This window comes from Pseudarthrobacter cellobiosi, from assembly GCF_023913755.1.
Classification (GTDB): Bacteria; Actinomycetota; Actinomycetes; order Actinomycetales; family Micrococcaceae; genus Arthrobacter; species Arthrobacter cellobiosi.
Map to the genome: position 1 here is coordinate 172,743 of NZ_JAMXBJ010000046.1, position 21,764 is coordinate 194,506.

General features: G+C 66.5%; 25 protein-coding genes. 8 read left to right on the forward strand and 17 right to left on the reverse strand.

Annotated features, from left to right (window positions below; genetic code table 11):
• Window positions 1-75 precede the first annotated feature (75 nt).
• Entirely contained in the window at window positions 76-591 is a 516-nt protein-coding gene (locus NG696_RS13025; protein WP_252568225.1) for a hypothetical protein, read from the reverse strand.
• Window positions 592-778: 187 nt separating this feature from the next.
• Here NG696_RS13025 and NG696_RS13030 point away from each other — a divergent pair, with 187 nt between their 5' ends.
• From NG696_RS13030 to NG696_RS13045, 4 genes are all read left to right on the forward strand, one after another.
• Window positions 779-1,717, forward strand: a complete 939-nt coding sequence (locus tag NG696_RS13030; protein ID WP_252568223.1) for a hypothetical protein — start codon at window positions 779-781, stop codon at window positions 1,715-1,717.
• Window positions 1,714-2,145, forward strand: a complete 432-nt coding sequence (locus NG696_RS13035; protein WP_252568220.1) for a phage holin family protein — start codon at window positions 1,714-1,716, stop codon at window positions 2,143-2,145. Before NG696_RS13030 ends, NG696_RS13035 begins: the two co-directional genes overlap by 4 nt.
• Window positions 2,142-2,750, forward strand: a complete 609-nt coding sequence (locus NG696_RS13040) for a DUF3618 domain-containing protein (RefSeq protein ID WP_252568217.1) — start codon at window positions 2,142-2,144, stop codon at window positions 2,748-2,750. Before NG696_RS13035 ends, NG696_RS13040 begins: the two co-directional genes overlap by 4 nt.
• A 114-nt stretch (window positions 2,751-2,864) precedes the next feature.
• Entirely contained in the window at window positions 2,865-3,965 is a 1,101-nt protein-coding gene (locus NG696_RS13045) for a YihY/virulence factor BrkB family protein (protein WP_252575693.1), read from the forward strand.
• 197 nt (window positions 3,966-4,162) lie between these two features.
• On the opposite strand, the gene NG696_RS13050 is transcribed toward NG696_RS13045, so the two are convergent.
• The 6 genes from NG696_RS13050 to NG696_RS13075 form a co-directional block, all read right to left on the reverse strand.
• Window positions 4,163-4,954 carry a glycosyltransferase family 2 protein gene (locus tag NG696_RS13050; protein ID WP_252575695.1) on the reverse strand — a complete coding sequence of 264 codons (792 nt, stop codon included), beginning with the start codon at window positions 4,952-4,954 and terminating at the stop codon, window positions 4,163-4,165.
• Window positions 4,923-6,323 carry a PIG-L family deacetylase gene (locus tag NG696_RS13055; protein ID WP_252575696.1) on the reverse strand — a complete coding sequence of 467 codons (1,401 nt, stop codon included), beginning with the start codon at window positions 6,321-6,323 and terminating at the stop codon, window positions 4,923-4,925. Before NG696_RS13055 ends, NG696_RS13050 begins: the two co-directional genes overlap by 32 nt.
• Window positions 6,317-7,522, reverse strand: coding sequence for an acyl-CoA dehydrogenase family protein (locus tag NG696_RS13060; protein ID WP_252575698.1), 1,206 nt, complete (start codon window positions 7,520-7,522; stop codon window positions 6,317-6,319). Before NG696_RS13060 ends, NG696_RS13055 begins: the two co-directional genes overlap by 7 nt.
• Window positions 7,523-7,544: 22 nt before the next feature.
• A complete protein-coding gene (locus tag NG696_RS13065) occupies window positions 7,545-8,024 on the reverse strand; it encodes a Dps family protein (RefSeq protein ID WP_252568204.1) in 480 nt (159 codons plus the stop codon).
• 164 nt (window positions 8,025-8,188) lie between these two features.
• Window positions 8,189-8,866 (reverse strand): O-methyltransferase, encoded by a 678-nt coding sequence (locus NG696_RS13070; protein WP_252568201.1) that lies wholly within the window; start codon window positions 8,864-8,866, stop codon window positions 8,189-8,191.
• Between the two features lie 57 nt (window positions 8,867-8,923).
• Window positions 8,924-9,247, reverse strand: coding sequence for a thiamine-binding protein (locus NG696_RS13075; RefSeq protein WP_252575699.1), 324 nt, complete (start codon window positions 9,245-9,247; stop codon window positions 8,924-8,926).
• Between the two features lie 120 nt (window positions 9,248-9,367).
• Here NG696_RS13075 and NG696_RS13080 point away from each other — a divergent pair, with 120 nt between their 5' ends.
• Together NG696_RS13080 and NG696_RS13085 are read left to right on the forward strand one after the other, a co-directional pair.
• On the forward strand, window positions 9,368-10,003 hold the full coding sequence (locus NG696_RS13080) for a TetR/AcrR family transcriptional regulator (RefSeq protein ID WP_252568196.1): 636 nt from the start codon (window positions 9,368-9,370) through the stop codon (window positions 10,001-10,003).
• A 161-nt stretch (window positions 10,004-10,164) separates the two neighbouring features.
• Window positions 10,165-10,383 (forward strand): hypothetical protein, encoded by a 219-nt coding sequence (locus NG696_RS13085; protein ID WP_252568194.1) that lies wholly within the window; start codon window positions 10,165-10,167, stop codon window positions 10,381-10,383.
• Between the two features lie 55 nt (window positions 10,384-10,438).
• Here the strand turns inward: NG696_RS13085 and NG696_RS13090 are convergent, their stop codons facing one another.
• From NG696_RS13090 to NG696_RS13115, 6 genes are all read right to left on the reverse strand, one after another.
• Window positions 10,439-10,777, reverse strand: coding sequence for a hypothetical protein (locus NG696_RS13090; RefSeq protein ID WP_252575702.1), 339 nt, complete (start codon window positions 10,775-10,777; stop codon window positions 10,439-10,441).
• A gap of 49 nt (window positions 10,778-10,826) precedes the next feature.
• Window positions 10,827-11,093, reverse strand: coding sequence for a hypothetical protein (locus tag NG696_RS13095; RefSeq protein ID WP_252575703.1), 267 nt, complete (start codon window positions 11,091-11,093; stop codon window positions 10,827-10,829).
• 109 nt (window positions 11,094-11,202) lie between these two features.
• On the reverse strand, window positions 11,203-11,514 hold the full coding sequence (locus NG696_RS13100) for an AzlD domain-containing protein (protein WP_252568187.1): 312 nt from the start codon (window positions 11,512-11,514) through the stop codon (window positions 11,203-11,205).
• The gene (locus NG696_RS13105) at window positions 11,511-12,290 is read right to left on the reverse strand and encodes an AzlC family ABC transporter permease (protein ID WP_252568367.1); all 780 of its coding nucleotides are present in this window, start codon (window positions 12,288-12,290) and stop codon (window positions 11,511-11,513) included. Before NG696_RS13105 ends, NG696_RS13100 begins: the two co-directional genes overlap by 4 nt.
• On the reverse strand, window positions 12,287-12,775 hold the full coding sequence (locus NG696_RS13110) for a DoxX family protein (protein ID WP_252568185.1): 489 nt from the start codon (window positions 12,773-12,775) through the stop codon (window positions 12,287-12,289). The genes NG696_RS13105 and NG696_RS13110 overlap by 4 nt, the downstream gene beginning before the upstream one ends.
• 61 nt (window positions 12,776-12,836) lie before the next feature.
• Window positions 12,837-13,745: a glycerophosphodiester phosphodiesterase gene (locus NG696_RS13115; protein ID WP_252575708.1), complete on the reverse strand. Its 909-nt coding sequence runs from the start codon at window positions 13,743-13,745 to the stop codon at window positions 12,837-12,839.
• A 50-nt stretch (window positions 13,746-13,795) separates the two neighbouring features.
• On the opposite strand from NG696_RS13115, the gene NG696_RS13120 reads away from it, so the two are divergent.
• Window positions 13,796-15,145 carry a DUF445 domain-containing protein gene (locus NG696_RS13120; protein WP_252575711.1) on the forward strand — a complete coding sequence of 450 codons (1,350 nt, stop codon included), beginning with the start codon at window positions 13,796-13,798 and terminating at the stop codon, window positions 15,143-15,145.
• Between the two features lie 51 nt (window positions 15,146-15,196).
• Here NG696_RS13120 and NG696_RS13125 read toward each other — a convergent pair whose 3' ends face one another.
• Both NG696_RS13125 and NG696_RS13130 read right to left on the reverse strand, forming a co-directional pair.
• Window positions 15,197-15,946 carry a LamB/YcsF family protein gene (locus NG696_RS13125; RefSeq protein WP_252568176.1) on the reverse strand — a complete coding sequence of 250 codons (750 nt, stop codon included), beginning with the start codon at window positions 15,944-15,946 and terminating at the stop codon, window positions 15,197-15,199.
• Window positions 15,936-16,739, reverse strand: a complete 804-nt coding sequence (locus tag NG696_RS13130) for a hypothetical protein (protein ID WP_252575713.1) — start codon at window positions 16,737-16,739, stop codon at window positions 15,936-15,938. Before NG696_RS13130 ends, NG696_RS13125 begins: the two co-directional genes overlap by 11 nt.
• A 154-nt stretch (window positions 16,740-16,893) precedes the next feature.
• Between NG696_RS13130 and NG696_RS13135 the strand changes: the two genes are divergently transcribed.
• Window positions 16,894-18,231 (forward strand): MFS transporter, encoded by a 1,338-nt coding sequence (locus tag NG696_RS13135; protein WP_252575714.1) that lies wholly within the window; start codon window positions 16,894-16,896, stop codon window positions 18,229-18,231.
• A 75-nt stretch (window positions 18,232-18,306) separates the two neighbouring features.
• On the opposite strand, the gene NG696_RS13140 is transcribed toward NG696_RS13135, so the two are convergent.
• Together NG696_RS13140 and NG696_RS13145 are read right to left on the reverse strand one after the other, a co-directional pair.
• A complete protein-coding gene (locus NG696_RS13140) occupies window positions 18,307-20,640 on the reverse strand; it encodes a glycoside hydrolase family 65 protein (protein ID WP_252575716.1) in 2,334 nt (777 codons plus the stop codon).
• A gap of 82 nt (window positions 20,641-20,722) precedes the next feature.
• Entirely contained in the window at window positions 20,723-21,526 is an 804-nt protein-coding gene (locus NG696_RS13145) for an HAD family hydrolase (protein WP_252568166.1), read from the reverse strand.
• Window positions 21,527-21,764: the final 238 nt, after the last annotated feature.

Sequence of the window (21,764 nt, forward strand, 5' to 3'; positions counted from 1 at the left end):
TCGGCGGTCCAGCGGGGTCGCGGGTCCCAGAGGTGGTCCCGGCCTCGGGACCACGTCCAGGTGGCGGGAAGAAAGTCAGGTTGAAAGCGGCCCGTCCCGGTCTGTCCGGTCACGCCGAAGTTCCTCCGTCCGGGAGGCCTCGGCATGAGCCTCGCGGTCCGGATGCGCCTCTTCGTCCGGATGCGTGGTGGCGTCGGCGCGGGAGTGGTCCGTGCGGGCGGCGTCCCTGCGCGCGTCCCCGTCCTGATTTATGTCGGGGTCCAGGGCATCTGCTTTCTGGGTGCGCTCGGCCACGTCTTCCCGGAGCGACCTGGCGTTGTCGGTCTTCTGCTCAGCCTCCTGCTTCAGCCTCGCAGCGTCCACCTGCGCCTTCTCTGCGTCGGCACGGGCGCGGGTGGCCCGGGCCTCGTTCTCACGCGCATCGAGCTCGATGTCCTCGGCTTTCCGGCGCATTTCGGCGGCCTTTTCGCGGTGCGATTCGTCCCGCTTCAGCTGCATGGCCTGACGGCGACGCCCGGTCACCAGCCACAGCACAATCAGGACCACCACCACGGTGCCAACAATCACCCAAACCCACGATGTTGTATCCACGACTACCCATCCTTTCCACTCTGTTGTGACAGGTCCCTGCGATGCCGGGCGGCAGGCGATTCGGACCCCTTTGAAATTCAGGTAGGAAGGGTACTTACCTTCCGGTAGTAATCATGCTTACTATTTTACGGCCAGTATCGCTGGTTCTTAATCAACAACCGGCCTTCTTTGGAAAGAGAGAGCGAAGATGACAGAGAACCAATGGTCCGAGGATCCGGCTTACGCGGCTCCACCGGCCACCCGCGCAACCACAGGAGAACGTGAGCCCACTACGTTCCCCAGCACGCTACCCACAGCAGCGACTCAGTCGCGTGATCCGTACGGGACCTCCCGCACGGATGCAGCCAAAGAAGAAGCCGGAGATGTGGCGCGGACCGCGGCGGATTCCGCCCAGAGCGTGGCGGAAACCACCAGGTCGGAAGCGGCCAACGTCGCATCAGAGGCCAAGGCGAACGCCAAGGACCTCCTACAGCAGGCCCGCCACGACCTCACCCAACAGGCCAGCACGCAGCAGCAGAAGGTAGCCAGCGGCCTCCGGTCAGTGTCGGACGAACTGCACGCCATGGCGCGGGCGTCCGACCAGCCCGGAGTGGCCACTGACCTGGTCCGCCAGGCTGCGGAACGTTCCTCGTCCGTCGCCACCTGGCTGGACGGAAGGGACCCGGGATCGCTCCTGAACGAGGTCAAGGGCTTCGCCCGGCAGCGCCCGGGCACATTCCTTCTTCTGGCCGCCGGGGCTGGCATCCTTGCCGGCCGGCTCAGCCGCAGCCTGAGCGCCGGCGCACCAGAGTCCGCGTCGAATTACCCTGGCACTGGCGGCCAGCATGGCGCGGGTCCTGGCGGCTACACGCCGTCGGGCGGTGGCACTGTCCCGCCCCCGCCGGTGCAGATGCCCGGCCCGGCCACCACCACGGCAGGGTTCGACGGCGGTGCGCCAGGGAGCAGCTACGGGGACCCTTCGCGTCCCGCCAGCCCACTGGACAGTCCACAGCTCGCCGAGGAGTGGTCTGATGAGCGCCGCAGCGACGATCCCTTGCGGGATGGCGCTTTCGCTGACGATCCAATGGCCAACGACCCGCTAACCCGGGACCGCTCCGCAAACGGCCAGGCTGGCAGGCTCCGATGAGCAGCCAGATACCTGCGCCTCCCCCGTCGGCGGCGCACGCTAAGGCGGACAACACGTCGTTGGGTGACCTGCTCGGCGAGGTGACGCGCGACCTGTCCACGCTGATGCGTCAGGAGGTGGAGCTTGCCAAGGCCGAACTCAAGGAATCCGCCAGCAAGGCAGGCAGGGGAGGTGGCATGCTGGCCGGCGCCGGCGTAGCCGGCCACTTCGTGCTCCTGTTCCTGTCGATCGCCCTCTGGATCGCGTTAGGCGGGCTGATGGGACTCGGCTGGTCCGCCGTCGTCGTCGCTGTCATCTGGGGCGTCATCGCCGCAGGGCTGGCGTCCGTGGGCCGCAGGGAGCTCAAAACTGTAAAGGGCATGCCCCAAACCGCTGAAACACTCCAAAAAATTCCCCCAACCCTAAAACCCGGTGAGGTAAAACCATGAGCGACAATCCGGACGTTATCCGTTCAGATATTGAGGCAACCCGTGCCCGCCTGGGCACGAACGTGGATGCGGTGGCAGACAAGGTGACGCCGTCGAACATCGTCCATCGTCAGACAGACAAGGTCAAGGACGCCGTGTTCGGAGTGAAGGAGAAAGTCATGGGAACAGCCGACGACGTCACCAGCCGCGTACACGGTGGCGCCCGCGCCCGCACCGACAGTGCAGGCAACGCCCTCAGTGAAGCCGGTGTTGCCATTGGTGACGCTCCGCACCAGGTGAAGGCCAAGACGCAGGGCAACCCGCTAGCTGCTGGACTCATCGCGTTCGGCGCCGGCCTGCTTTTGTCATCGCTGATCCCGGCGAGCGAGAAGGAACGCGAAGCAGCGGATGCCCTCAAGTCCGCCGCCGAGCCGTTGACCACCGAGCTGACCGAGGCCGCTAAGGAGATCGCTGAGGGCTTGAAGGAACCGGCGCGGGAAGCCATGGAGAACGTCAAGGCCACAGCAGCCGACGCCGCCGAACACGTCAAGACAGAAAGCCAGGTTGCGGCAGCGGACGTCAAAGACCGTGCCGCGGACGCGAGGGAGAATGTGCAGAACACGTAACGGCGACAGCCCCTGAGGGCGCCAAAACCTTACGAGTACAGCGCACAGACAGGCCGGTTCCGCCTCCACCGGCGGAACCGGCCTGCTCGTTTTCCAACCCCGGGAGGACACCCCATGGCCGCTCATGACTCACCCGAAACCAGCACCGCCAAGGCGGGCAGTGCTCCGGCACCCGACGACTCCCGGAAACCGGACAGCCCCACCGACGTCACCAAACCGTCGTGGCAGTACATCGCCAAAAAGACGTTCAGGGAATTCAATAAGGACCAATGCCCCGACTTGGCGGCAGCCCTGACCTACTACGCCGTGCTTTCACTTTTCCCGGCGTTGCTGGCGCTGGTTTCGCTGGTCGGTCTTTTCGGCGATGCGGAAAAGACCACCTCGGCCCTGCTCGAAATCGTCCGGGGCATCGTGCCTGCGGACACGGTGAACACCGTCAGCGGGCCCGTGCAGGAGCTGGCCACCGCGCCTGCCGCCGGGCTGACACTGTTCATCGGCCTCGCAACCGCGCTGTGGTCAGCGTCCGGTTACGTCGGAGCGTTCGGCCGGGCCATGAACCGCATCTACGAAGTGGATGAGGGCCGCCCGTTCCTGAAGCTGCGCGGGACCATGCTGACCGTGACGTTGCTGGCAGTGGTCACCGTGGCCGCCCTTGCCGGCATGCTGGTGCTGAGCGGACCGGTCTCGGAGGCAGTCGGCGGGGCCATCGGACTCAGCGACGCGTTCCTCACTGTCTGGAACATCGCAAAATGGCCCGTGATCGTGGCCCTGGTCATGGCTATCATCGCCATGCTCTACTACGCCACGCCGAACGTGAGGCAGCCCAGGTTCCGGTGGATGAGCATCGGCTCGTTTATCGCCCTGGTGGTGTTCCTGCTGGCCTCGCTCGGCTTCGCCTTCTATGTGGCCAACTTCGGCAATTACAACAAAACGTACGGTGCGCTCGGCGGTGTGATCGTTATGCTGCTCTGGCTGTGGATCCTGAACATGTCGCTGCTGTTCGGGGCAGAGTTCGACGCCGAGATGGAGCGGGGACGGCAGCTCCAGGCCGGAATCGAGGCCGAGGAGACCATCCAACTGCCGCCGCGGGGCACCAAGAGGAGCGAGAAGATGCAAGAGCAGGAAGAGGACGACATCCGGCGCGGCCGCGAGCTGCGTGAGCGCCCCCGGAACGGCGCGGAACAGTCGGAACGGAACACCGCCACGCGGGACTAGGCAGGGCATCCCACTTGGAGGAAAATCAATACCAGCAGATTCCTACCGGTTTCCCGGGGCCGTGACGTCCCGGGTGTCAGGCGGGGTCGGCGGCGAGGTGGCCTCTTCTGAGACCGAGGCCAGTCCCCCCAGTCGTCGTCGGCCCCCTCATTGTGTCTGCTGCGCAGCGTCCACGTGGTTCCACCGGCCATGCTTCCTCAGCGTTCGAACGCCACGGCGGATTCCATGCCAAGGGACAGCAGATATGCGCCGAATCCCTGCGGCGCCCGGGCCTCGGTCCGCCCGGAGGTCACAACCCGGACCGCGTCCGTGGAAGTAATGCGGTAACCGTGGCGGCGTAACTGTGCTGCCAGTGCCCGGTCCTCATGCGAGCGCTGGCGGGGAAAGCCACCAGCACGAATGTAGGCCGAGGCCCGTACCCCAAAATTCGCACCGTACACATGGGGATGGTCCTCCCCCAGCGGATGCCGGACGTGCCAGCGCCGCAGGAGTTCGCCGTCCATCCCCGCCGGATCCGGTTCCACCGTTCCCAAGACCGCATCGGCGCCGCGGCCAGCCAGTTCCACCTGACGGAGGAGCCAGTTTTCCGGTACCCAGGAATCGGCGTCCGTATTGGCCAGCCACACCCGTTCGGTGGCCAGCACGCGGCCCGCCCGCGCACGGTCCGGCCAGCGTCCTGCGAGGAGCAGGTTGATCCCTGCCCGCCGGCTCCTCCCCACGCTGCGGAACGCGACCGGCAGCAGGGTGATGCGGCGATCCGCCGCCGCAAACCGCGCCGCCACGGAGCCCGAGCCGTCCGTGCAGGCGTCCAAAACCACCACGATGGTGACCTCCGTGTCCGGCTGGCTGTGCTGCAGGGCATCCGCTGCGGCACAGACCGCTGCCAGGGCACGTGCCAAGTGGTGTTCCTCGTTATGGACCGGAATAACCACGGCAACCTGCGCGATTCTGTCCACGTCAGGACACCGGAGGTCCTGGATCGCCGGCATCGGCGGGGGCTACGAGCGTTTCCAGCACAAAATCGCGTTCCTGGTACAGACCGGCGGTGGGCCACCGCAGCCGGTTCCGGGCCAGCGCGTGGACCGAGTCGCCGTCGAGCTCCCATCCGGAAACCGGGTGCCGCCAGTGGCACAGCAGCAGCGTTCCTCCCGGCGCCATCGATTCCTGGATCCGCTGCAGCAGCAGATCAAATTCTGCAGCGGACAGGTAGTAGCCCACCTCGGAGACCACTACAAGGTCGAAGCTGCCCCCGGGCCAGTCACCAGGGAGCGTCAACTGCCGCGTGGAGACCCCAGCGAACGGCGCGAGCCGCCGGGCCGCAAGCTCGAGCGCGGTGCTGCTGGCATCCACGGCAAGCAGCCTGGTGCATCTGGTGGCCAAATCGGCGGTCAATGTTCCGATGGAGCATCCGATTTCCAGGCCCGACTGGTACTTCTCCCGGGGTAGTGCGGCGAGCGTCAGGGCGCGCTTGCGCCGCTCGTACCAGCTGGTGGTGTACTCCCAGGGGTCTTCGGACTTCGAGTGCACGGCGTCGAAGATCCGCTGCGCGTCGGCGCTGGTATGGGGCAGGGATTGAACCGAGTTGGCCCAGGGCGGCGTCCAGGCGAATGTCTCAAAGGCGCGCCTGAAATGTTGCAGCAGGCTCTCGCCGAGGAGCACTTCGTCCCCGGGCAGTCCAGACAGCGGACGTATCTGGCTCGTGTGTGAGCCCATGGCCGATCTCTTCGCCGCCTGCTGTTCAGTACTCAGCGAAACTCGCGACCAGGACCGCCAGGCGGGGTCCTCCGGGGAGGCCCACAGCCAGTACCAGATGGGATACTCCAGCAGGGCGTGCCCACCTTCGCCGGCGACGTCGGCGGCCACCGCACCAAGGGCGTTGTGGTCCGCATGGCCGTCGTCTCGGTACGGGGCCACAATTGCCAGCTGCTGCGGTGGACCGGGGAGCCGGCCGATGGCCTCCCGCAGCCAGGCGGCGATTTCCGGCGTCAGTTCTTGCAGGCCCCGGTCCGGCAGCCCGAGGAAACGCCAGCGTCCGGCCAACCCCAGGACTCCCATCGCTGCCGCAAACTCCTCAAGCCGGACGGCGGCGAGCTGTTCAGGCGTGGTTGTCGCCGAGTCGGGGTGCGAACCCTCCCCCGCCGTGCACAGCAGCACCTCGACGTCGGCGCCCAGCGAGTGCAGCAGCGCCAGCAGGCCCCCGGCGCCCAGGGTCTCGTCGTCGGGGTGTGCCGCCAGCACCACGAACCTCATGGCAGCCAAATCGTGCTGGCCCAACGGCAACTCAGCCATAGCTGCGAGCCCGCTCGCCGCCCAATGGGCCTCGTCAGTCCCCTGGTCCGTGTGCGAGAAGGTCACCACAGGTGTTCCCCCTTCAGCGTCAGCTTTCCCAGCTGCGCATCGTCCCGCATGGCATGGTGCTGGCGCACGTACAGCGCCAGGTCCGCCATGCGCTTGGCATACGGTTCGTCGAACGCCAGCGGCGCCGGTCCCCGGTTCCAGCTGACAAGGGACAGGACACGCTCGACGGCGGCAGCTACGGTTCCGCGCACGCGCAACGCTTCGCTCCACCCGCTTCGGTCCGCCGCCGGGTGTGCCCCGGACTCCCGTCTGTCTTCCCCGGCGGACAGCTGGCCGTCCTCGGCCTCCCGCGTGTCTTCCCCGGCGGACAGACTGCCGTGGTTGGACAGCTGGCCGTCGTCAATGAGAGCTGCCGTTCGCGCCAGGTACTGGAGCGCGGCAGTGAGGATCCTGTCTGTCTCGCCCAGGGCGGCCAGCGCGATCTGGTCAGGTTCGCGGCCGGACTGAGCGGCGGCGGCCAGGGAGTCCTTGTAGTCCCGCGCCACGCCCACGGCGCCCCCGAGCCAGCAGGCAGCTACCCCCATGCCACCCCAGGCAAAACCGGGTCGGCTGAAATACCAGCCGTCGATGCCCAACTGCTGTGCTGGCACCTGGCTGAAATGGACCGTCCCGCTGGGAATCTCGCGCAACCCGCGCGCCACCCACGCCGGCTCCTCACACGTCACTCCCGGATGCCGGAGGTCCACGGCAAAGGCGGCCCGGCCTCCGGTTTCGGTGTGGGCGGTGATGATGGCCCGGTCCAGGAGTGGCGCCAGTGAACACCACGGCTTGGACCCGCTGAGCAGGATTCCACTGTCGCCGGTCTTGGCATCGAGACGGAGCCCCGGCCCCTCGGCGGCAAACACACCCCACGCACCCGCCCGGTCGGCGGGAACAAGGCCCGCCGGATCACGGCGCGGCCGATAGTTCCCTGTATGGTCCATTCCCGCCTGGGCAAGGATTGCTTGGGCATCCATGTGTGGTTCAAAAACGCGGCCCGCGGCAACGTCAACGGCGGAGACGGAAGCGAGTAGCTCCCAGAGACGGGCAGTATGCCCGCCCCCTGGCTGCGGCCAGTTGCCTCCCGAGTCTCGAGCCAACAACAGCAGCGCGGGAACATCGCCTGCCGCGGAGGCCACGGAGTCGAGCAGGGGCACTGCCCCAGCCAGTTCCGCTTGTGTTGAGATCAGCCGGACGGGCCCGTGGGATGATGCAGGCATGTTGGCGTTTCTCCCGCCCGGCCTACTTTGCCGCCGGTTCGGTGACGGCCGCGGACGGAGTCATAGTTTCGGCGTTAACCATCCACGCGAGCTGTTCCAGGCGTTCGATGGCTGCATGCAGCAGGTCGGCGCTGGTGGGATCCTCTTCATCCACCTCATCGTGGACATCCCGCATGGTCTTCACCGTTCGCTCCAGCCTGGCTGTGACGAGTTTGACGGCATCCTTCGTGGAAATCAGCCCGCCGGTCAGCTCATCCAGCCGGGTGTCCGTGGACACGGTGTTGCTCCGTCCGTCCGGCAGGGCATGCAGTGCCCGCATCCGTTCCGCCGTGTCGTCGGCAAACTGCCTGACGCTGGCGATGATTTCGTCCAGCTGCAGGTGAAGGTCACGGAAGTTGGTGCCCACGATGTTCCAGTGGGCCTGCTTGGCCTGGAGATGCAGCTCAATCAGGTCCGCGAGGACCATCTGAAGATTGCTGGCAAGGGTGGGTGACGCTTTCATCGTGTTCCTCCACTGCAGGCGGTTCCGGACGGGACATCGGCCGGACAGTCATTCTAAGCATACTTAGCAATATTCGGGGAAGGATCCGGTCCGCGCCCAAGACTCAGCTGCCGGGTCACGGGCTCGCGGTTAGGTGCCTGCCCTTAGATGCCTGCGGTCAGCACTCAGCGAATGCGTGCCAGCGCGAACCCGTCCCAGCCTTTGGACCCGACAGTCTGGATCACGGTGGCATCGAGCTGCGGATGCTGGCCCAGCAGTTCCAGGGCGCTGATGATCCCGGGCGCGTTGACCTGGTCGATGGAAGGATCCAGCACCGCGCCCTCCCAGACGGCGTTATCCAGGACCACCACAGTTCCCGGCCTGCCCAGGCGCACGGCCCACTCGACGTACGCGGCGTCGCTTTCCTTGTCCGCATCGATGAACACAAAATCGAACGGCTCCTGGCCCTCCGACTGCAGCGCGGCCAGGGTGTCCAGGGCAGCGCCCACCCGGACTTCCACTTTGTCCGCCAGTCCCGCCGCCTCCACATTGGCCTTGGCGATGTCCGCATGTTTAGCGAGGTATTCGCACGTCACCAGCCGGCCGCCGTCAGGCAGTCCCTGCGCCATCCAGATGGTGCTGAACCCTGCGAGCGTGCCGATCTCCAGCACCCGGCGGGCGCCGGACAGCTGGACCAGGAGCTTGAGCAGTTTTCCGGCGTTGGGCGTCACTTCGATGGGCGGCATCCCGGCGTCGACGGCGGAGCGCACCGCCTGCGTCAGCGCAGTGTCTGGGTGCACCACGGTAGTTGTGAGGAAGTCTTCCACTGCCACCCACCCCGGCTGGGTCTTGTGCTCAAACATGGCCACAGTCTGGCACGCAGGCACACGACGGTCTAGGACTCGGCGCAGGAAACCTGCTTAGGAACCGTCCGAGAGTTCCCCTTCGAGGCGGTCGACCTTGGCGCTGAGCTCGCCCTCATAACCGGGCCGGATGTCCGCCTTGATGACCAGCGAGACACGGCTGCCAAACTTGCCCACAGCTTCGGTGGCGCGCTTTACGACGTCGAACACCTCGTCCCATTCGCCCTCGATGGTGGTGAACATTGAGTCCGTCTGGTTGGGCAGGCCCGACTCCCGGACGATCCGCACAGCGGCCGCAACGGCGTCGTGCACTGATGCGTCGGTGGGACGCGATCCCCCTGCGGGCGTACCGGACGGGGCGACTGAAAATGCAAGCAACATAGGGCAAGTCTGTCATGCGACCCAACCCGAAACGGGTTTGGCGAGGCCGGCGAAGCGTCACATAGGTTGCTACCCTCCGGTAACCATGAAGGCTGCCTGCGGCATTGCTAACCTGAACGAATGAGCATTGCTGTCGTCCGCAAGCCACTACGCGCAGACGCTGCCCGGAACGTGGACAAGATCATACTGGCCGCGCGCCAGTGCTTCCGCGAGCATGGGCCGGAGGTTCCCCTTCAGACCATCGCACTGACGGCAGGCGTAGGCCCGGCCACCCTGTTCCGGAACTTCGCCGACAAGGAGGAGCTGGTCCTGGCCGCCCTCAACCGGCAGCTCCGGGAGTCGGTGGACCCTGTCATGGCGGACGCGTTGGCGGACATCGACGCAACAGCGGGACTGCTGCGCGTCCTCGAAGCCATCATGGCCGCGGCCAGCGCTGATGCCAACCTGTTGGGCGCCGTTGCGGGCCGCCGCGAACTCCTCACCGGCATCGCCGGCTCGCTGATGGATTCCATGAGCGTCCTGCTGGGCCGCGGCCAAGGTCAAGGCACCCTGCGTTCCGATATTTCAATGACTGACATGTTCCGCCTGCTCGCCATGCTGATCGGCGTCGTGGACACCATGGAGCCGGGTTCGGATGCCTGGCGCCGCCCCCTGGCACTGATCGAGGACGCCATACGCACCGAACGGCCCCACCGCCCGTTGCCCGCGCATGTGCCGCTGCCCGCCCCGCAGCTGCAAGGCCCGCAGTTCACCTGACACCCGCGCCCTCCCGCAGGACCACCACCACGGGCGCCCCATTGTTGGTGTCCAAACGTTGGATTAGACTCAAGTAGGGTTACGCAGTCAGCCTCTGAATCTTCTGAGGGAGTATGAGTGAAACACCTCCAGCGCAGCCAATCCGACGCCATCGTCCGCCGATGAACCAGACGCACTTGTCCCGGGTTATCCACGACCCCCGCGGCCCCGAGGAGATCCTGCCGTCGCTGGCGGCGGAGGACCTGGCCAATTTGCTGGACGCCCTCTACCAAAACCTCGACACTCCCACCCCGGTATTCGGTGCGCAGGCGTGGTATGAGCTGGCTGTCGAGGAAAGCGCCCGCCGGACCGGGTCGCCAGAGGATGAGCAAACCGCCTGACCGGCCTACGGCCCGGACCACGAGGGTGGCGGTGCCGCACTGACGATGAACCCAATCAGCTGGCGTCGCCCCCGGGGTTCTTTTGTTGAGGTTTGATTTCTTCGGGCTTGTTCTCCTGCGGCCCGGCACTGTCTTTCCCCTCCGCCGTGGGAGGCGTTTGGCCGTGCTTGTGAGGCTCATGATCGTAGTGATGGGGCACGTGCTCCTTGGCCTCCAACAGGTGCTGCTGCAGCTTCTCCTCCGCGTCGCGGCGGCGACGGGAAGTATCCCGCAGTTCCCGCGTCGACTCGGAGACACTGGTGTCATAGACCGGCCGCGGCTTCGGGTCCGAAGCCTGGGGGTTGTCGGTTCCGCTATCGGGATCCGGGGTGTTGGGCTCTGGCTGTTCGTTCATCTAAGTGACTCCTTTAGGCCATAGCGACCGCCTCACGACCGGCCGGCCATCAATCGTCCGGTTCCGGTTCCGTTTCCCGGTTTCGGAGTTCGGCCCGTACCGCCGCGTGCAGGGCGGTGATGTTTGCTTCCTGGATGACGTCCAGAGCCAGTCTTATCCGCTCGGAGAGTACGTCCAGGTCCTCTGGCGGCAGGTCTGCCAGGGACCCGAACCGGGTAAAGAAGCGCTTGACCGGCAGCCCGGCGCGCCAACCATCAGGTGCTGGACGGCGGGTTTTGCCGGGTCTCGCACCGGCTGGGTGCAGTCTTATTTCCATGGTCAGCGCTCTCACGAGAGTCCACGGCCAACTGCATAGCCAGGCCAATGCTATAACGCATCTGAGCCGCACCACCAGTGCTTCGGAGTCGGTTTCACCAGATCGGCGGTCAGTTCCATCCCATGAGCCGCAGCAGGGCTGCGGCACCGGCTCCCACCACCACTACCAGCAGGAAGGGCGCCCGGAAAGCCAACGCGACGGCGGCGGCGGCGAGGGCTCCCAGCCGCGCGTCGGCGGCCAGCGTCTGGCCGGACGCCACAGTGTTGACAATGGTCAGGGATGCCAGAAGTCCGATGGTCAAGGTGCCGGCAATACGCGACATCCGGGGGTCCTTCAGCAGCTTTGCCGGGACGAAATAGCCCACCAGCTTCCACGCGTAGGCAAGGAAGCACGCCAGCAACAACCAGATCCAGAGATTCATGCGCCCGCCTGCCCCGCCTGCCCGTGCTTGTCCAGGTGCGCGTCCCGGTTTTTGTCCCGGCGCCCATGGTGCTCGTCGTAGGGATCCACGTCCGGCTCCAGGCCTTCGTCACTGCGTCCGTGGCTGAACCAGCCGATCAGCGCAGCCACCACGGCGGCAATCAGGATGGGCACGCCCGCGGGAACGAACGGCACGGCTACAACCGTGGCGAGTGCGCAGACCACGGCAATCGCCGCCGGTTCCCGCCCCTTGAGCCGCGGCCACAGCAGGGCCAGGAATGCGGCCACTGCCGCACCGTCCAGGCCCCACTGTTTGGGATCACCCAATCCGCTTCCTGCAAGGGCCCCCACGGCGGTGAAAAGGTTCCAGAGTACGTAGATGCCAATGCCGGCCGTCCAGAAACCGCGGCGTTGCTCGTCGGGGTCAGCCTGTCCGCTGCTGGTGGCGGTCGACTCGTCAATGGTGACTTGCGCGGCAACATACTTCCGCCAGCCCGTCGGGTGCAGGAGGGCGTTGAGCTGCATGCCGTAGATGCCGTTCCGCATGCCCAGCAACGTGGCTGCGCTCATGGCGGCAATACCGGAGCCTCCGCCCGCCACCACACCGATGAACGCGAACTGGGAACCGCCGCTGAAGAGCAGCAAGCTGAGCGCCATGGTCTGCCAGAAATCAAGTCCTGAGGTGACGGACAGCGCGCCGAAAGACACTCCGTAGAGGCCGGTGGCGATGCTGATCGAGATTCCCACCCGCACAGCGGGCGAGGCGAGCAGCTTCACCGCCGTCGTCCCGGGTTCCCCAGGCTCCAAGCCCACAGGATGAGCGGCAGCTGAAGCGGAAACCGGACGGTATGTACCTTACGCTGCGCCGGGGAACCGGCGGGGCCATAGGCGCGGCGAAGTGCGTCCACGTGGCCGGCCAGGAAGACCGTGAACATTGCCGTCACGGCGGTGGCGGTTGCCCGCCGTGTCACCGGGATCAAGAGGCCGACGGCGGCACCCGCCTCCAGCAGTCCGCTCACCGCAATCCATTCCTCCCGTGACATCACCGCCAGGGGCCGCCTACCGCCGTCGGTCGCTGGTATTTCGCGCCCCTCCGGCGACTGGCCGCCGGCAATTGGCGCCTCGCGGCACAGATAGTCGGGGACCACCTGTTCGAAGAACCGTGGCTCGCGGAAGTGCTTCATGGCGCTGGCCATCAGCAGCGCGCTCATGGCCGCCGCGGAGACTGTTTGGGTGGCCCGGGCGGACCAGCGAAAGGGCATGGGTCCACTCAATCACAGCGCCGCCCCGGGGGCTAAACAGCAGCGGCTAAACAGCAGCGGCTCAGGACGGCAGCTGGACCTGTTGCCCGCTCGATTGCAGCTGCGCCAATACCCTGGCCGGTTTATTCGTGGTGATCTCGTGGATTCCCAGCCCTTGGCAGAGCGCCACATCCCGCTCTGAATCAACGGTCCACACGCGGAAGCGGCGGCCGGACTCCAGCCAGCGCTGTACGGTCCGGGCGTGCTCGCGGACGTACATGATTCCCGGCCCCGCGAGTCCCACGTCGCACTCGTCGAGGATGCGTTCGCCTTCCAGCTGCGCCGCCTTCATCAGGTTGGCGATGGCGCCGCCAGCCAGGGGGCCGAGGCTGAGTTCGTCGCGGAGTTCGTCGACGTCGATGTCGTCCACCAGTTGGCAGATGAATTCGGCCGGCACACTCCGGAGCAGGTGCTTTACGGAATCCGGGCTGAAGCTCATGAACGTCACCTGGATGTTGTCCACCGAGGAAGTTCCGTCGTCCCAGCCTTCGCCCCGGAGCACGGCCAGCACACGGTCTTCCAGTTTCAGCTGGTAAGGACTGGGGTGCTTGAGCTCGATTGCCAGGCCGATCGGCCGGCCAGCGCCGCGCAGGATGTCCAGGAGTTGAGGGAGCGTGAGGAGCTGCTCTGACTTTGCGCCGTATTCCTCCGGGATCCGGGCGCCTTTCCAGGACGAGAAGTCCAGCAGCCGCAACTCCGCCAGTGTTCGGTCAGCAACAGGTCCGGTTCCGTCCGAGGTCCGGTCCAGGTTGGCGTCATGGAGCAGCACGGCGTGCTGGTCCCGCGTCAAGTGGACGTCGCACTCCACCCCGTCCGCGCCGTCGGCAATGGCCTGGAGGTAGGCGGCGCGCGTGTGTTCGGCAAATGCAGCGCTGGCGCCCCTGTGGGCAAACACCAGCGGCCGTTCCGGCTCAGGCTCCTCGAATGTCATGAGGACACGCTAGCGGACGCGGCCCGGCGGCGCGGGGCTAGGCTGGGCACATGCAGGTGAACTCTGAGCCAACTACCCGCCAGTCCGCGCCCGGGCCCCCAGGTCCCGCGCCGCTGTCCCCCCAGGCGAGGGCCGCCGTCGTCGGTCATCAACTCAGCGCCGGGGACGCCGAAAAGGCGGCAGCGCTGCGGAAAATGAAGCTTGTGGCACTGGGACTCCTCATTGCCATGGCCATCATTTTTGTGTTCGCGTTCGCGCTGCAGAAGGAGCATCCGTGGCTGCAGTACGTCCGCGCCGCGGCCGAAGGCGGCATGGTGGGCGCGCTGGCCGACTGGTTCGCCGTCACCGCGCTGTTCAAGTACCCCATGGGCATCAAGATCCCGCACACCGCCATTATCCCGCGCCGCAAGGACCAGATCGGGGCGTCGCTGGGTGAGTTTGTGGAGACCAATTTCCTGTCCGAACAGGTGGTCCAGGACAAGCTGGCCAGCGTGAACGTCGCCCGGAAGGCCGGCCAATGGCTCGCCGGGCCGGGTGGCGCCGAGCGCGTGGCGAAGGATGGCGCCGCCGTCATCCGCGGTGCGTTCAAGGTGTTGAACGACGACGACGTCCAGGCGGTCATCGAGGGAATGGTGCGTAAGCACCTGCTGGCTCCGCCGTGGGGACCGCCGGTGGGCAGGATGGCGGAACGGATTTTTGCCGACGGGCACCACCACAAGCTGGTGGACCTGCTGGTGGACCGCGCCGCGGACTGGGTGGACGACAACCACGAAACCGTCAGCCGGCTGGTCTCGGACCGCTCCCCCACCTGGGTTCCGCAGTTTGTTGACGGGCTCGTGGGCGACAAGGTGTACGTGGAGATCCTCAAGTTCACGCGCGCCGTCCAGTCCGATCCGAACCACCAGGTCCGGCAGCAGATCGACAAATACCTGAACGACCTCGCGCAGGACCTTCAGCACGATCCCGCGATGATCGCCCGGGCCGAGGACATCAAGGCACAGGTTCTGGGAGATCCAGAGGTCCGCGAATTAGCCTCCCGCACTTGGGGAACCGTGAAGGGCGCCCTGTTGTCTGCGGTGGACGATCCGGAGAGTGAACTGACGGTTCGGTTCAAGGCGGCCGTGCGCGATTTCGGCTCACGCCTGGTGAACGACGCCGAGCTGGCCGGCAAGGTCAACGCCTGGATCGGCGACGCCGCCGGTTACCTGGTGCGGACCTACCGCTCCGACATCGCCGCAGTGATCACCGATACTGTGGCCCGCTGGGATGCCGAGGAAACGTCGCAGAAGATCGAACTCCAGGTGGGCAAGGACCTGCAGTTCATCCGGATCAACGGCACCGTGGTGGGCTCCCTGGCCGGGCTGGTCATCTTCAGCGCGGCGCACCTGGTCTTCGGTTAGCCGCGCCTTCCCGTCTCGCCCTTCCCGTCTCGCGCCGTTAGGTGCTGGCGGCTACGCGAATGACTCGAGCTGCACGCCGGCCGCTTCGAGCCCGGCACGAACACCGGCGGCCATCTCCACAGCCCCGGGGGTGTCGCCATGGATGCACAGGGAGTCTGGCCTGACCTGAACCACCGTTCCGTCCACGGCCACAACTTCGCCCTTCGTCGCGAGGCGCACGGCGCGCTGAACGATCGAGCCGACGTCGTGCAGGACAGCACCCGGCTGGGAACGCGGCACCAAGGTCCCGTCCGCCTGGTAGGCGCGGTCCACAAAGGCCTCCACAAAGACGGGGTGGCCGGCTTCTTTGGCCTGGATCAGCAGCTGCGAGCCCGGCAGTCCAAGGATCGGCAGGCCGGGGTCGTAGGCCTGGATGGCGGCAACCACGGCGGACGCCTGCTCGGCGTCGTGGACGAGGCGGTTGTAGAGGGCGCCGTGGGGTTTGACGTAGTCAACGGAGGCACCGACAGCGTGCGCCACGCCGTCGAGCGCGCCCAGCTGGTAGAGGACGTCGCCGAAGAGCTCGTCGAAGGACATGTCCAGCGACCGGCGGCCGAAGCCGGCCAGGTCCCGGTACCCCACGTGCGCACCAACGGTCACGTCAAGTTCGAAGGCGGCGCGGCAGCTGTCCAGCATGGTGACGGGATCCCCAGCGTGGAAGCCGCATGCCACGTTCGCGCTGGTCACCAGCCGGAACATGGCGGCGTCGTCCCCCATGTTCCACGAGCCGAACGATTCGCCGAGGTCAGCGTTAAGATCCAAGGTTGTTGCCTTCCAGAGTAAGTTTTTCCGGTTCCGCCGCCACGGCCTTGAGCTCCCCCGGGATGGTGTCCGGCATGGGGCCAAAGGCTTCCTTGGCGTTCGCCACCACGGCGCGGCCCATTATGAGGTTACCGGCACCGCCCACCACCGCGCCGATGCCGAACGGAAGCGCCCGGCCAAGCAGCGCAGTGCCCTGGCGTTTGAGCAGGTTATTGAGGAAGGCCTTCTGGATCTTGTTCCGGATGGCACCGAAGCCCGACGGCATGGACTTGGTCAGCACGTTGCCCCATGCCTGGGTGGCGCTGGCTCCCTTGCCCATGGCCTGGCCGCTCAGCGTTCCCAGCAGTGAAGTCCCCTCCTCGCCCAGCATGATGGCCATGACCATGGTGCTGGCCTTCTCCGGGTTGGTCAGCCGGATGCCATGAAGTTCCGCCAGCGAGGTGGCATAAAGTGCCGTGGCTTCGAGGAAACCAACGGTCGCCGCAGCGGAGAGGCCCAGGGAGGCCACGGTTCCGACGCCGGGTACGACGGCAGTTGCCCCGACGATCGCACCGCCGCCGGTCACCGCCCGAAGGTAGTCGCGTTCGAGGATCTCCGCGAGCCTGGCGGCGCTGGCGTGCGGGTGTTTGCGTTGCAGCCGCCGGACGTAGGCGAGCACCAGCGGCCGCTGGATTTCGACTGCCCTGAGGAGCATGTTGTGGACTCCGGGTTTCGGCCTGCCGTCGGCGTCGAATACCGCGTTGTGGGCGGTCTCCTGTGCGATACGTACTGCGGGATTGCTGCGCTTGGCCATGGTCACCTCTGCTTCGGTACTGCTTCTGTCCGCCGGCAGTTTTTGGCTGCGGCCCTGCCTTAACACTAAGGGTGCTTAAGAATAAGCGGTCCCGGCCCCAACCGACCCACGCCGTGGAGTTCTGCCAAAAACCAGCCGAGCCTAGACTTGCCCTATGCCCACGCTCCAAGCCCTGCGGCCCTTTGCGCACCGCGAGTACCGGGTCCTCATAGCGGCGCTGGCCATCTCCATTTTCGGATCGGGAATGTGGGCTGTCGCCATGGTCTACCAGGTGATCCACCTCGGCGGCGGCCCGCTGGAACTGTCCCTGGTGGCCACTGCCGGCAGCATCGGCCTGGTGGCGTTTGTCCTCGCGGGCGGTATCGCCGCGGACCGCGTGCCGCAGCGGCTCCTCATCATTGCCGTTGAAGGTGCCAACCTCGCCGTTATCGCGGCGATCAGCGGGCTGGCCATGGCCGGCTGGCTGCAGCTGTGGCATCTCGCCGTGGGCAGCTTCGTCCTGGGCGTAGGCGCCGCGTTCTTCTTCCCCGCCTACTCCGCGATCCTGCCGCGCATCCTGCCGCCCGAAGACCTGCTGGCCGCGAACGGCATGGAGGGGACCATGCGGCCCATCCTCCAGCAGGCGGCCGGACCCGCCGTCGCGGGCGTGGTGGTGGCGGCGCTCTCGCCGTCGCACGCCGTGACCGGAGTGGCCACCTGCCACCTCCTGGCGTTCATCGTCCTGAATTTCCTGGGGCGCCATGCCCTGGAGGCGCCAGCGAACGGGGCCGACGGCGGGGCTCACGGCCGGGCTGACCGCGGAGGCGCCGAGACAACGGGCGCCGCGAAAACGTCCTTCTTCCACGACCTCCGCGAGGGCATCAGCTACACCATCCTCACGCCGTGGCTGCTGTGGACCTTGCTGTGGGCCTGCGTCTCGGTGCTCTTCCTGATCGGCCCCATCGAAGTGCTGATGCCGTTTGTGGTCCGCGACCAACTCGGCGGCGATTCGAGCATGTTCGGCTTCCTGCTGGCCGTGATGGGCGTGGGCGGGGCCGTCGGCTCGCTGATCACCGCGTCCCTGAAACTGCCGCGCCGCTACCTCACGGTGATGATGGTGTCCTGGGGTGCGGGCAGCCTGCCACTGGCCGCCGTCGGCATTCTGGACAGCTTCTGGACCGTGGCCGCCGCAATGTTCGTCTGGGGCGCCACCGGCAGCGTGGGCATGGTCATCTGGGGAACGCTGCTGCAACGACGCGTGCCCAGCCACCTGCTGGGAAGGGTCTCCAGCCTGGACTTCTTTGTGTCCCTCGCGCTGATGCCCATCTCCATGGCACTGGCCGGACCGGCAGCCGAGGTCTTCCCCATCTGGGCAATCTTCCTTGCCGCCGGCGTCGTCTGCCCCGTCCTGGCGGTGATCGCCATGATCGCCGCCCGGATGCCCGCCGACGAACTGGCTCACCCGCTGGACAGGCCAGTTGTGGTGGAACGCACGACGGCGGCAGGAGACTGACGCACCCCGTCACCAGAGACGGCGCAGTCACGTCAGGCGCGTCACCCCAGGCGGGAGCCTCACCTCACAGGCGCCTCACCTCACAATGGGGAGGCTCGCCGTCGGGGGCCCACTGGGGAAGACAGTACGTTCCGGAACCTCAAAGGGGTCCAGGGCAACCCGGACCGCTTCTTCGCCGATGCTATGCACCTGGCCGCGGACATCCACGTCCAGCGGTCCGCCGCTGCGGACGCTGAGCGTGAGTGCGCCGGCGTCGAGCTCCACCAGTAGCAGCCGGCCCTGGATCTTCAGGTGGAAGGACAGCGCCTCCCACTCCGCCGGAAGCCGCGGATCGAAGAACGGCACGTGGCCTTGGTCCCGGAGCCCCGCAAAGCCGGAGACCAGCGAGCTCCAGACTCCCCCGGCGGAGGCGATGTGCACGCCGTCGATGGTGTTGCCGTGGGTGTCGTCGAGGTCAATGAAAACGGCGTTGGTGAAGTGCTTCAGGGCAGCTTCGGGGTGCCCCACCTCGGCGGCCATGATCCCCTGCACGCAGGCGGACAGGGTGGAATCGCCGGTGGTGATGGGGTCGTAGAAATCGAACGCGCGGCGCTTCTCATCGGCGGAGAAATCCTGCCACTGCAGGAACATGGCCAGCACAGTGTCTGCCTGCTTCAACACCTGGTGGCGGTAGATCACCAGCGGGTGGAAGTGGAGCAGCAGCGGGTACTTGGACCGGGGAGTGGTCCAGTCCCACGACTCCAGGGTCATGAAGTCGTTGTCCTGCGAGAAGACCTGCAGGTCTTCGTCGAAGGGCAGCTGCATGCGGTTGGCGGCCTGCTCCCACAGCTCGCGTTCGGCGTCGTCGATCTCCGGATGGTCCAGCGCTGCGGCGGCGCGCAGGTTAAACCGGGCCATCACGTTGGTGTAGAGGTTGTCGTTGACAACCGCCGTGTACTCGTCCGGTCCGGTGACGCCGTGGATGTGGAAGAGGCCGTCCTTGCCGAAGAAGCCCAGGGAGCTCCACATGCGGGCGGTTTCGATCAGGAGTTCAGCGCCCATGCCCTCGCGGAAGGTTGCGTCGCCGCTGGCCCACAGGTAGCGGTTGGTGGCAAAGGCGATGGCGGCTGCGATATGGAACTGCGCCGTGCCGGCAGCGTAATAGGCGCTGGCTTCCAACCCATTGATGGTGCGCCACGGGAACAGTGCCCCGTCCACGCTGAGCTCCTTGGCCCGGATCTTGGCGGCCGGCAGCATGTCGTGCCGGAACTCCAGGACCTGGCGGGCACCGTCGGGGTTCGTGTAGGTGAGGTAGGGCAGGAGGTAGACCTCCTGGTCCCAGAAGTAGTGCCCCTCGTAACCCGATCCGGTGACCCCCTTTGCGGGGATGCCGGCGATGTCCGCCCGCGCGGTGGCCTGGGCCAGCTGGAACAGGTTCCACCGGATGGCCTGCTGGAGCTCGGGCTGGCCACCCACCACGATGTCCGAGGTATCCCAGTACGCGCGGTAATGCTCGCGGCTCTCGGTGAAGATGTCCTCCACAGACCGGAGCCCGGCTTCGGCGGCCTCCGCCGCGTCCCGGTCCGAGTCCTGGACGCCGCGGCCGGCGGCATAGCTGACGCTCTTTTCGAGCCGGAACGGCTCGTCGGCGCGGACGGCAAGGACGTACCGGACGCTGCTGTCGTCTTCGCCTGCAACGGTCTCAAAGGGCTGGTGGCCGGCGGAAGTCCAGTGGTCCACGGCGATTCCCACGCGCTGCCCGGATTCCGCCGCTTCCCAGGAGAGACGGAGCGAGCCGTCGCCGCCGTCGGTCCTTACCGGCAGGAGAACCCGGCCTGCGTGCCGGCCTGCCCGGCGCGGGTCGTGCGCCGAGTGGTCCTCCACAGGCTGGTCCTGGCGGTTGATAACGGAGGACGTCACGTCGGCGGAAACCTCGCGGTCCGCGGCGACTTCGAGCGAGATGCCCAGGCTGCCGCGTGAGGCGAAGCCCACGGCGCGGCGTTCTGTGGTGGTCACCGTGGCGCCGGACCGGCACAGCCACGTGATCCGGCATTCGTAGATGCCGGTGGCGAAGTCGACGGAGCGGCGGAAGTCCAGCACGGCTGATTCGGCGAGGGTCAGGCTCTCGCCGTCGATGATCACCGTGAAGTTGTTCGCATCCGGGATGTAGATGATCCGCTGTCCGGTCCGGGCGAAGCCGAACGCGTTCTCCGCATGCTTGATGTCCCAGATCTCATGGAGGCCGTTGATGAAGCTGCCCGGAAGGTCTGCGTCCGAGGCCGCCCAGTGCGCACCGCGGATACCCAGATGGCCGTTGCCCAGGGCAAAGAGCGTCTCAAGGGTGCCCGCGCTGCCCGGCTGGTGCTGTGTTTCCACAAGCTGCCAGGGGGTGTTGGGGAACCGTTCACGGTCCGCGGTGATAAGAGCCATGGTGTTGGGGTCCTTTGGCGTTGTGCGTTGCGGGGAAGTGCTTCGTGCCTGAGGCCGGGGGAGCGTCAGGCGGCGATGGCTGTTAGAGCAGTTCGTCGAGGTCGTTGACCACGCTTGTGGCTCCGGCGTCGATCAGGGTCTGCCGGCCGGCGCCGCGGTCCACGCCGATCACCGAGTGGAACTGCCCCGCGTGTCCGGCCTGGACACCCGAGACGGCGTCCTCAACCACCACGCATTCTTCGCTGGGCAGCCCCAGCAGTTCCGCGGCGTACTGGTACGTGGCGGGGCTCGGTTTGCCGGGCAGGCCTTCGGCCGCGGCAACCACACCGTCAACCACTATTTCGAAGTACCCGTTCAGGCCGGCGGCCTTCAGGACAGCCGGTGCGTTCCGGGATGAGGATACGACGGCGACCTTGAGTCCGCGGTCCACGGCGGCTTCCAGGAAGCGCACCGAGCCCTCAAACGGCTGGACGCCAGCGCTGACGATTTCGTTGAAAACCTTGTTCTTCCGGTTGCCCAGTCCCTGGACGGTGGCGTTGGCGGGGTCCTGCTGCGTGCCGTCCTGCTGGGTGGCGTCCTGCCCGGCGTCCTCGGTGGAATCTTGACCGGCATTGCCGTCACTTGGCGCGCCTTCTGGCAGCACGATGCCGCGGGACGCCAGGAAGTCCCGGACGCCGTCGAACCTGGGCTTGCCGTCGATGTGATCGAAGTAGTCGTCCTCGCGGTAGCCGGGAACATCCGGACGGGACTTCAGGAAGCCCTCAAAGAGTTCCTTCCACGCCTGTTCGTGAACAGTGGCCGTGGGGGTCAGCACGCCGTCGAGGTCGAACAGGATGGCGGAGGCAGTGGTCCAGCTGGTGCTTTGGGTTTTCAGAACGTCAGTCATGCGCGGTGTCCTTTCAGACGGCGGGCAACAGGCGGGATGTCACGGGCGGGTTGTCACAGGGAGGTAAGTAATGGGGCTATGTAAGTGGGGCTGTGCAAGCAGGCGGAACGTGGAAGAGCTGGCAGAAAAGCGGCGGGCAGCAAGTAGGGGTCCAAGCAGGAGCGGAGAGGGCGGCCACGATGCCGCCGGGTCAACAGGGGCGGCTAGGGCCACGGTAAAACCACGGCGGGCCGATGGG

Bases quoted from the DNA above. Each gene is read 5' to 3' on its own strand.
- NG696_RS13030 (WP_252568223.1), top strand. From the start codon at position 779: ATGACAGAGAACCAATGGTCCGAGGATCCGGCTTACGCGGCTCCACCG.
- NG696_RS13035 (WP_252568220.1), top strand. From the start codon at position 1,714: ATGAGCAGCCAGATACCTGCGCCTCCCCCGTCGGCGGCGCACGCTAAG.
- NG696_RS13040 (WP_252568217.1), top strand. From the start codon at position 2,142: ATGAGCGACAATCCGGACGTTATCCGTTCAGATATTGAGGCAACCCGT.
- NG696_RS13045 (WP_252575693.1), top strand. From the start codon at position 2,865: ATGGCCGCTCATGACTCACCCGAAACCAGCACCGCCAAGGCGGGCAGT.
- NG696_RS13050 (WP_252575695.1), bottom strand. From the start codon at position 4,954: ATGCCGGCGATCCAGGACCTCCGGTGTCCTGACGTGGACAGAATCGCG.
- NG696_RS13060 (WP_252575698.1), bottom strand. From the start codon at position 7,522: ATGCCTGCATCATCCCACGGGCCCGTCCGGCTGATCTCAACACAAGCG.
- NG696_RS13065 (WP_252568204.1), bottom strand. From the start codon at position 8,024: ATGAAAGCGTCACCCACCCTTGCCAGCAATCTTCAGATGGTCCTCGCG.
- NG696_RS13070 (WP_252568201.1), bottom strand. From the start codon at position 8,866: ATGTTTGAGCACAAGACCCAGCCGGGGTGGGTGGCAGTGGAAGACTTC.
- NG696_RS13075 (WP_252575699.1), bottom strand. From the start codon at position 9,247: ATGTTGCTTGCATTTTCAGTCGCCCCGTCCGGTACGCCCGCAGGGGGA.
- NG696_RS13080 (WP_252568196.1), top strand. From the start codon at position 9,368: ATGAGCATTGCTGTCGTCCGCAAGCCACTACGCGCAGACGCTGCCCGG.
- NG696_RS13085 (WP_252568194.1), top strand. From the start codon at position 10,165: ATGAACCAGACGCACTTGTCCCGGGTTATCCACGACCCCCGCGGCCCC.
- NG696_RS13090 (WP_252575702.1), bottom strand. From the start codon at position 10,777: ATGAACGAACAGCCAGAGCCCAACACCCCGGATCCCGATAGCGGAACC.
- NG696_RS13095 (WP_252575703.1), bottom strand. From the start codon at position 11,093: ATGGAAATAAGACTGCACCCAGCCGGTGCGAGACCCGGCAAAACCCGC.
- NG696_RS13100 (WP_252568187.1), bottom strand. From the start codon at position 11,514: ATGAATCTCTGGATCTGGTTGTTGCTGGCGTGCTTCCTTGCCTACGCG.
- NG696_RS13110 (WP_252568185.1), bottom strand. From the start codon at position 12,775: ATGCCCTTTCGCTGGTCCGCCCGGGCCACCCAAACAGTCTCCGCGGCG.
- NG696_RS13115 (WP_252575708.1), bottom strand. From the start codon at position 13,745: ATGACATTCGAGGAGCCTGAGCCGGAACGGCCGCTGGTGTTTGCCCAC.
- NG696_RS13120 (WP_252575711.1), top strand. From the start codon at position 13,796: ATGCAGGTGAACTCTGAGCCAACTACCCGCCAGTCCGCGCCCGGGCCC.
- NG696_RS13130 (WP_252575713.1), bottom strand. From the start codon at position 16,739: ATGGCCAAGCGCAGCAATCCCGCAGTACGTATCGCACAGGAGACCGCC.
- NG696_RS13135 (WP_252575714.1), top strand. From the start codon at position 16,894: ATGCCCACGCTCCAAGCCCTGCGGCCCTTTGCGCACCGCGAGTACCGG.
- NG696_RS13140 (WP_252575716.1), bottom strand. From the start codon at position 20,640: ATGGCTCTTATCACCGCGGACCGTGAACGGTTCCCCAACACCCCCTGG.
- NG696_RS13145 (WP_252568166.1), bottom strand. From the start codon at position 21,526: ATGACTGACGTTCTGAAAACCCAAAGCACCAGCTGGACCACTGCCTCC.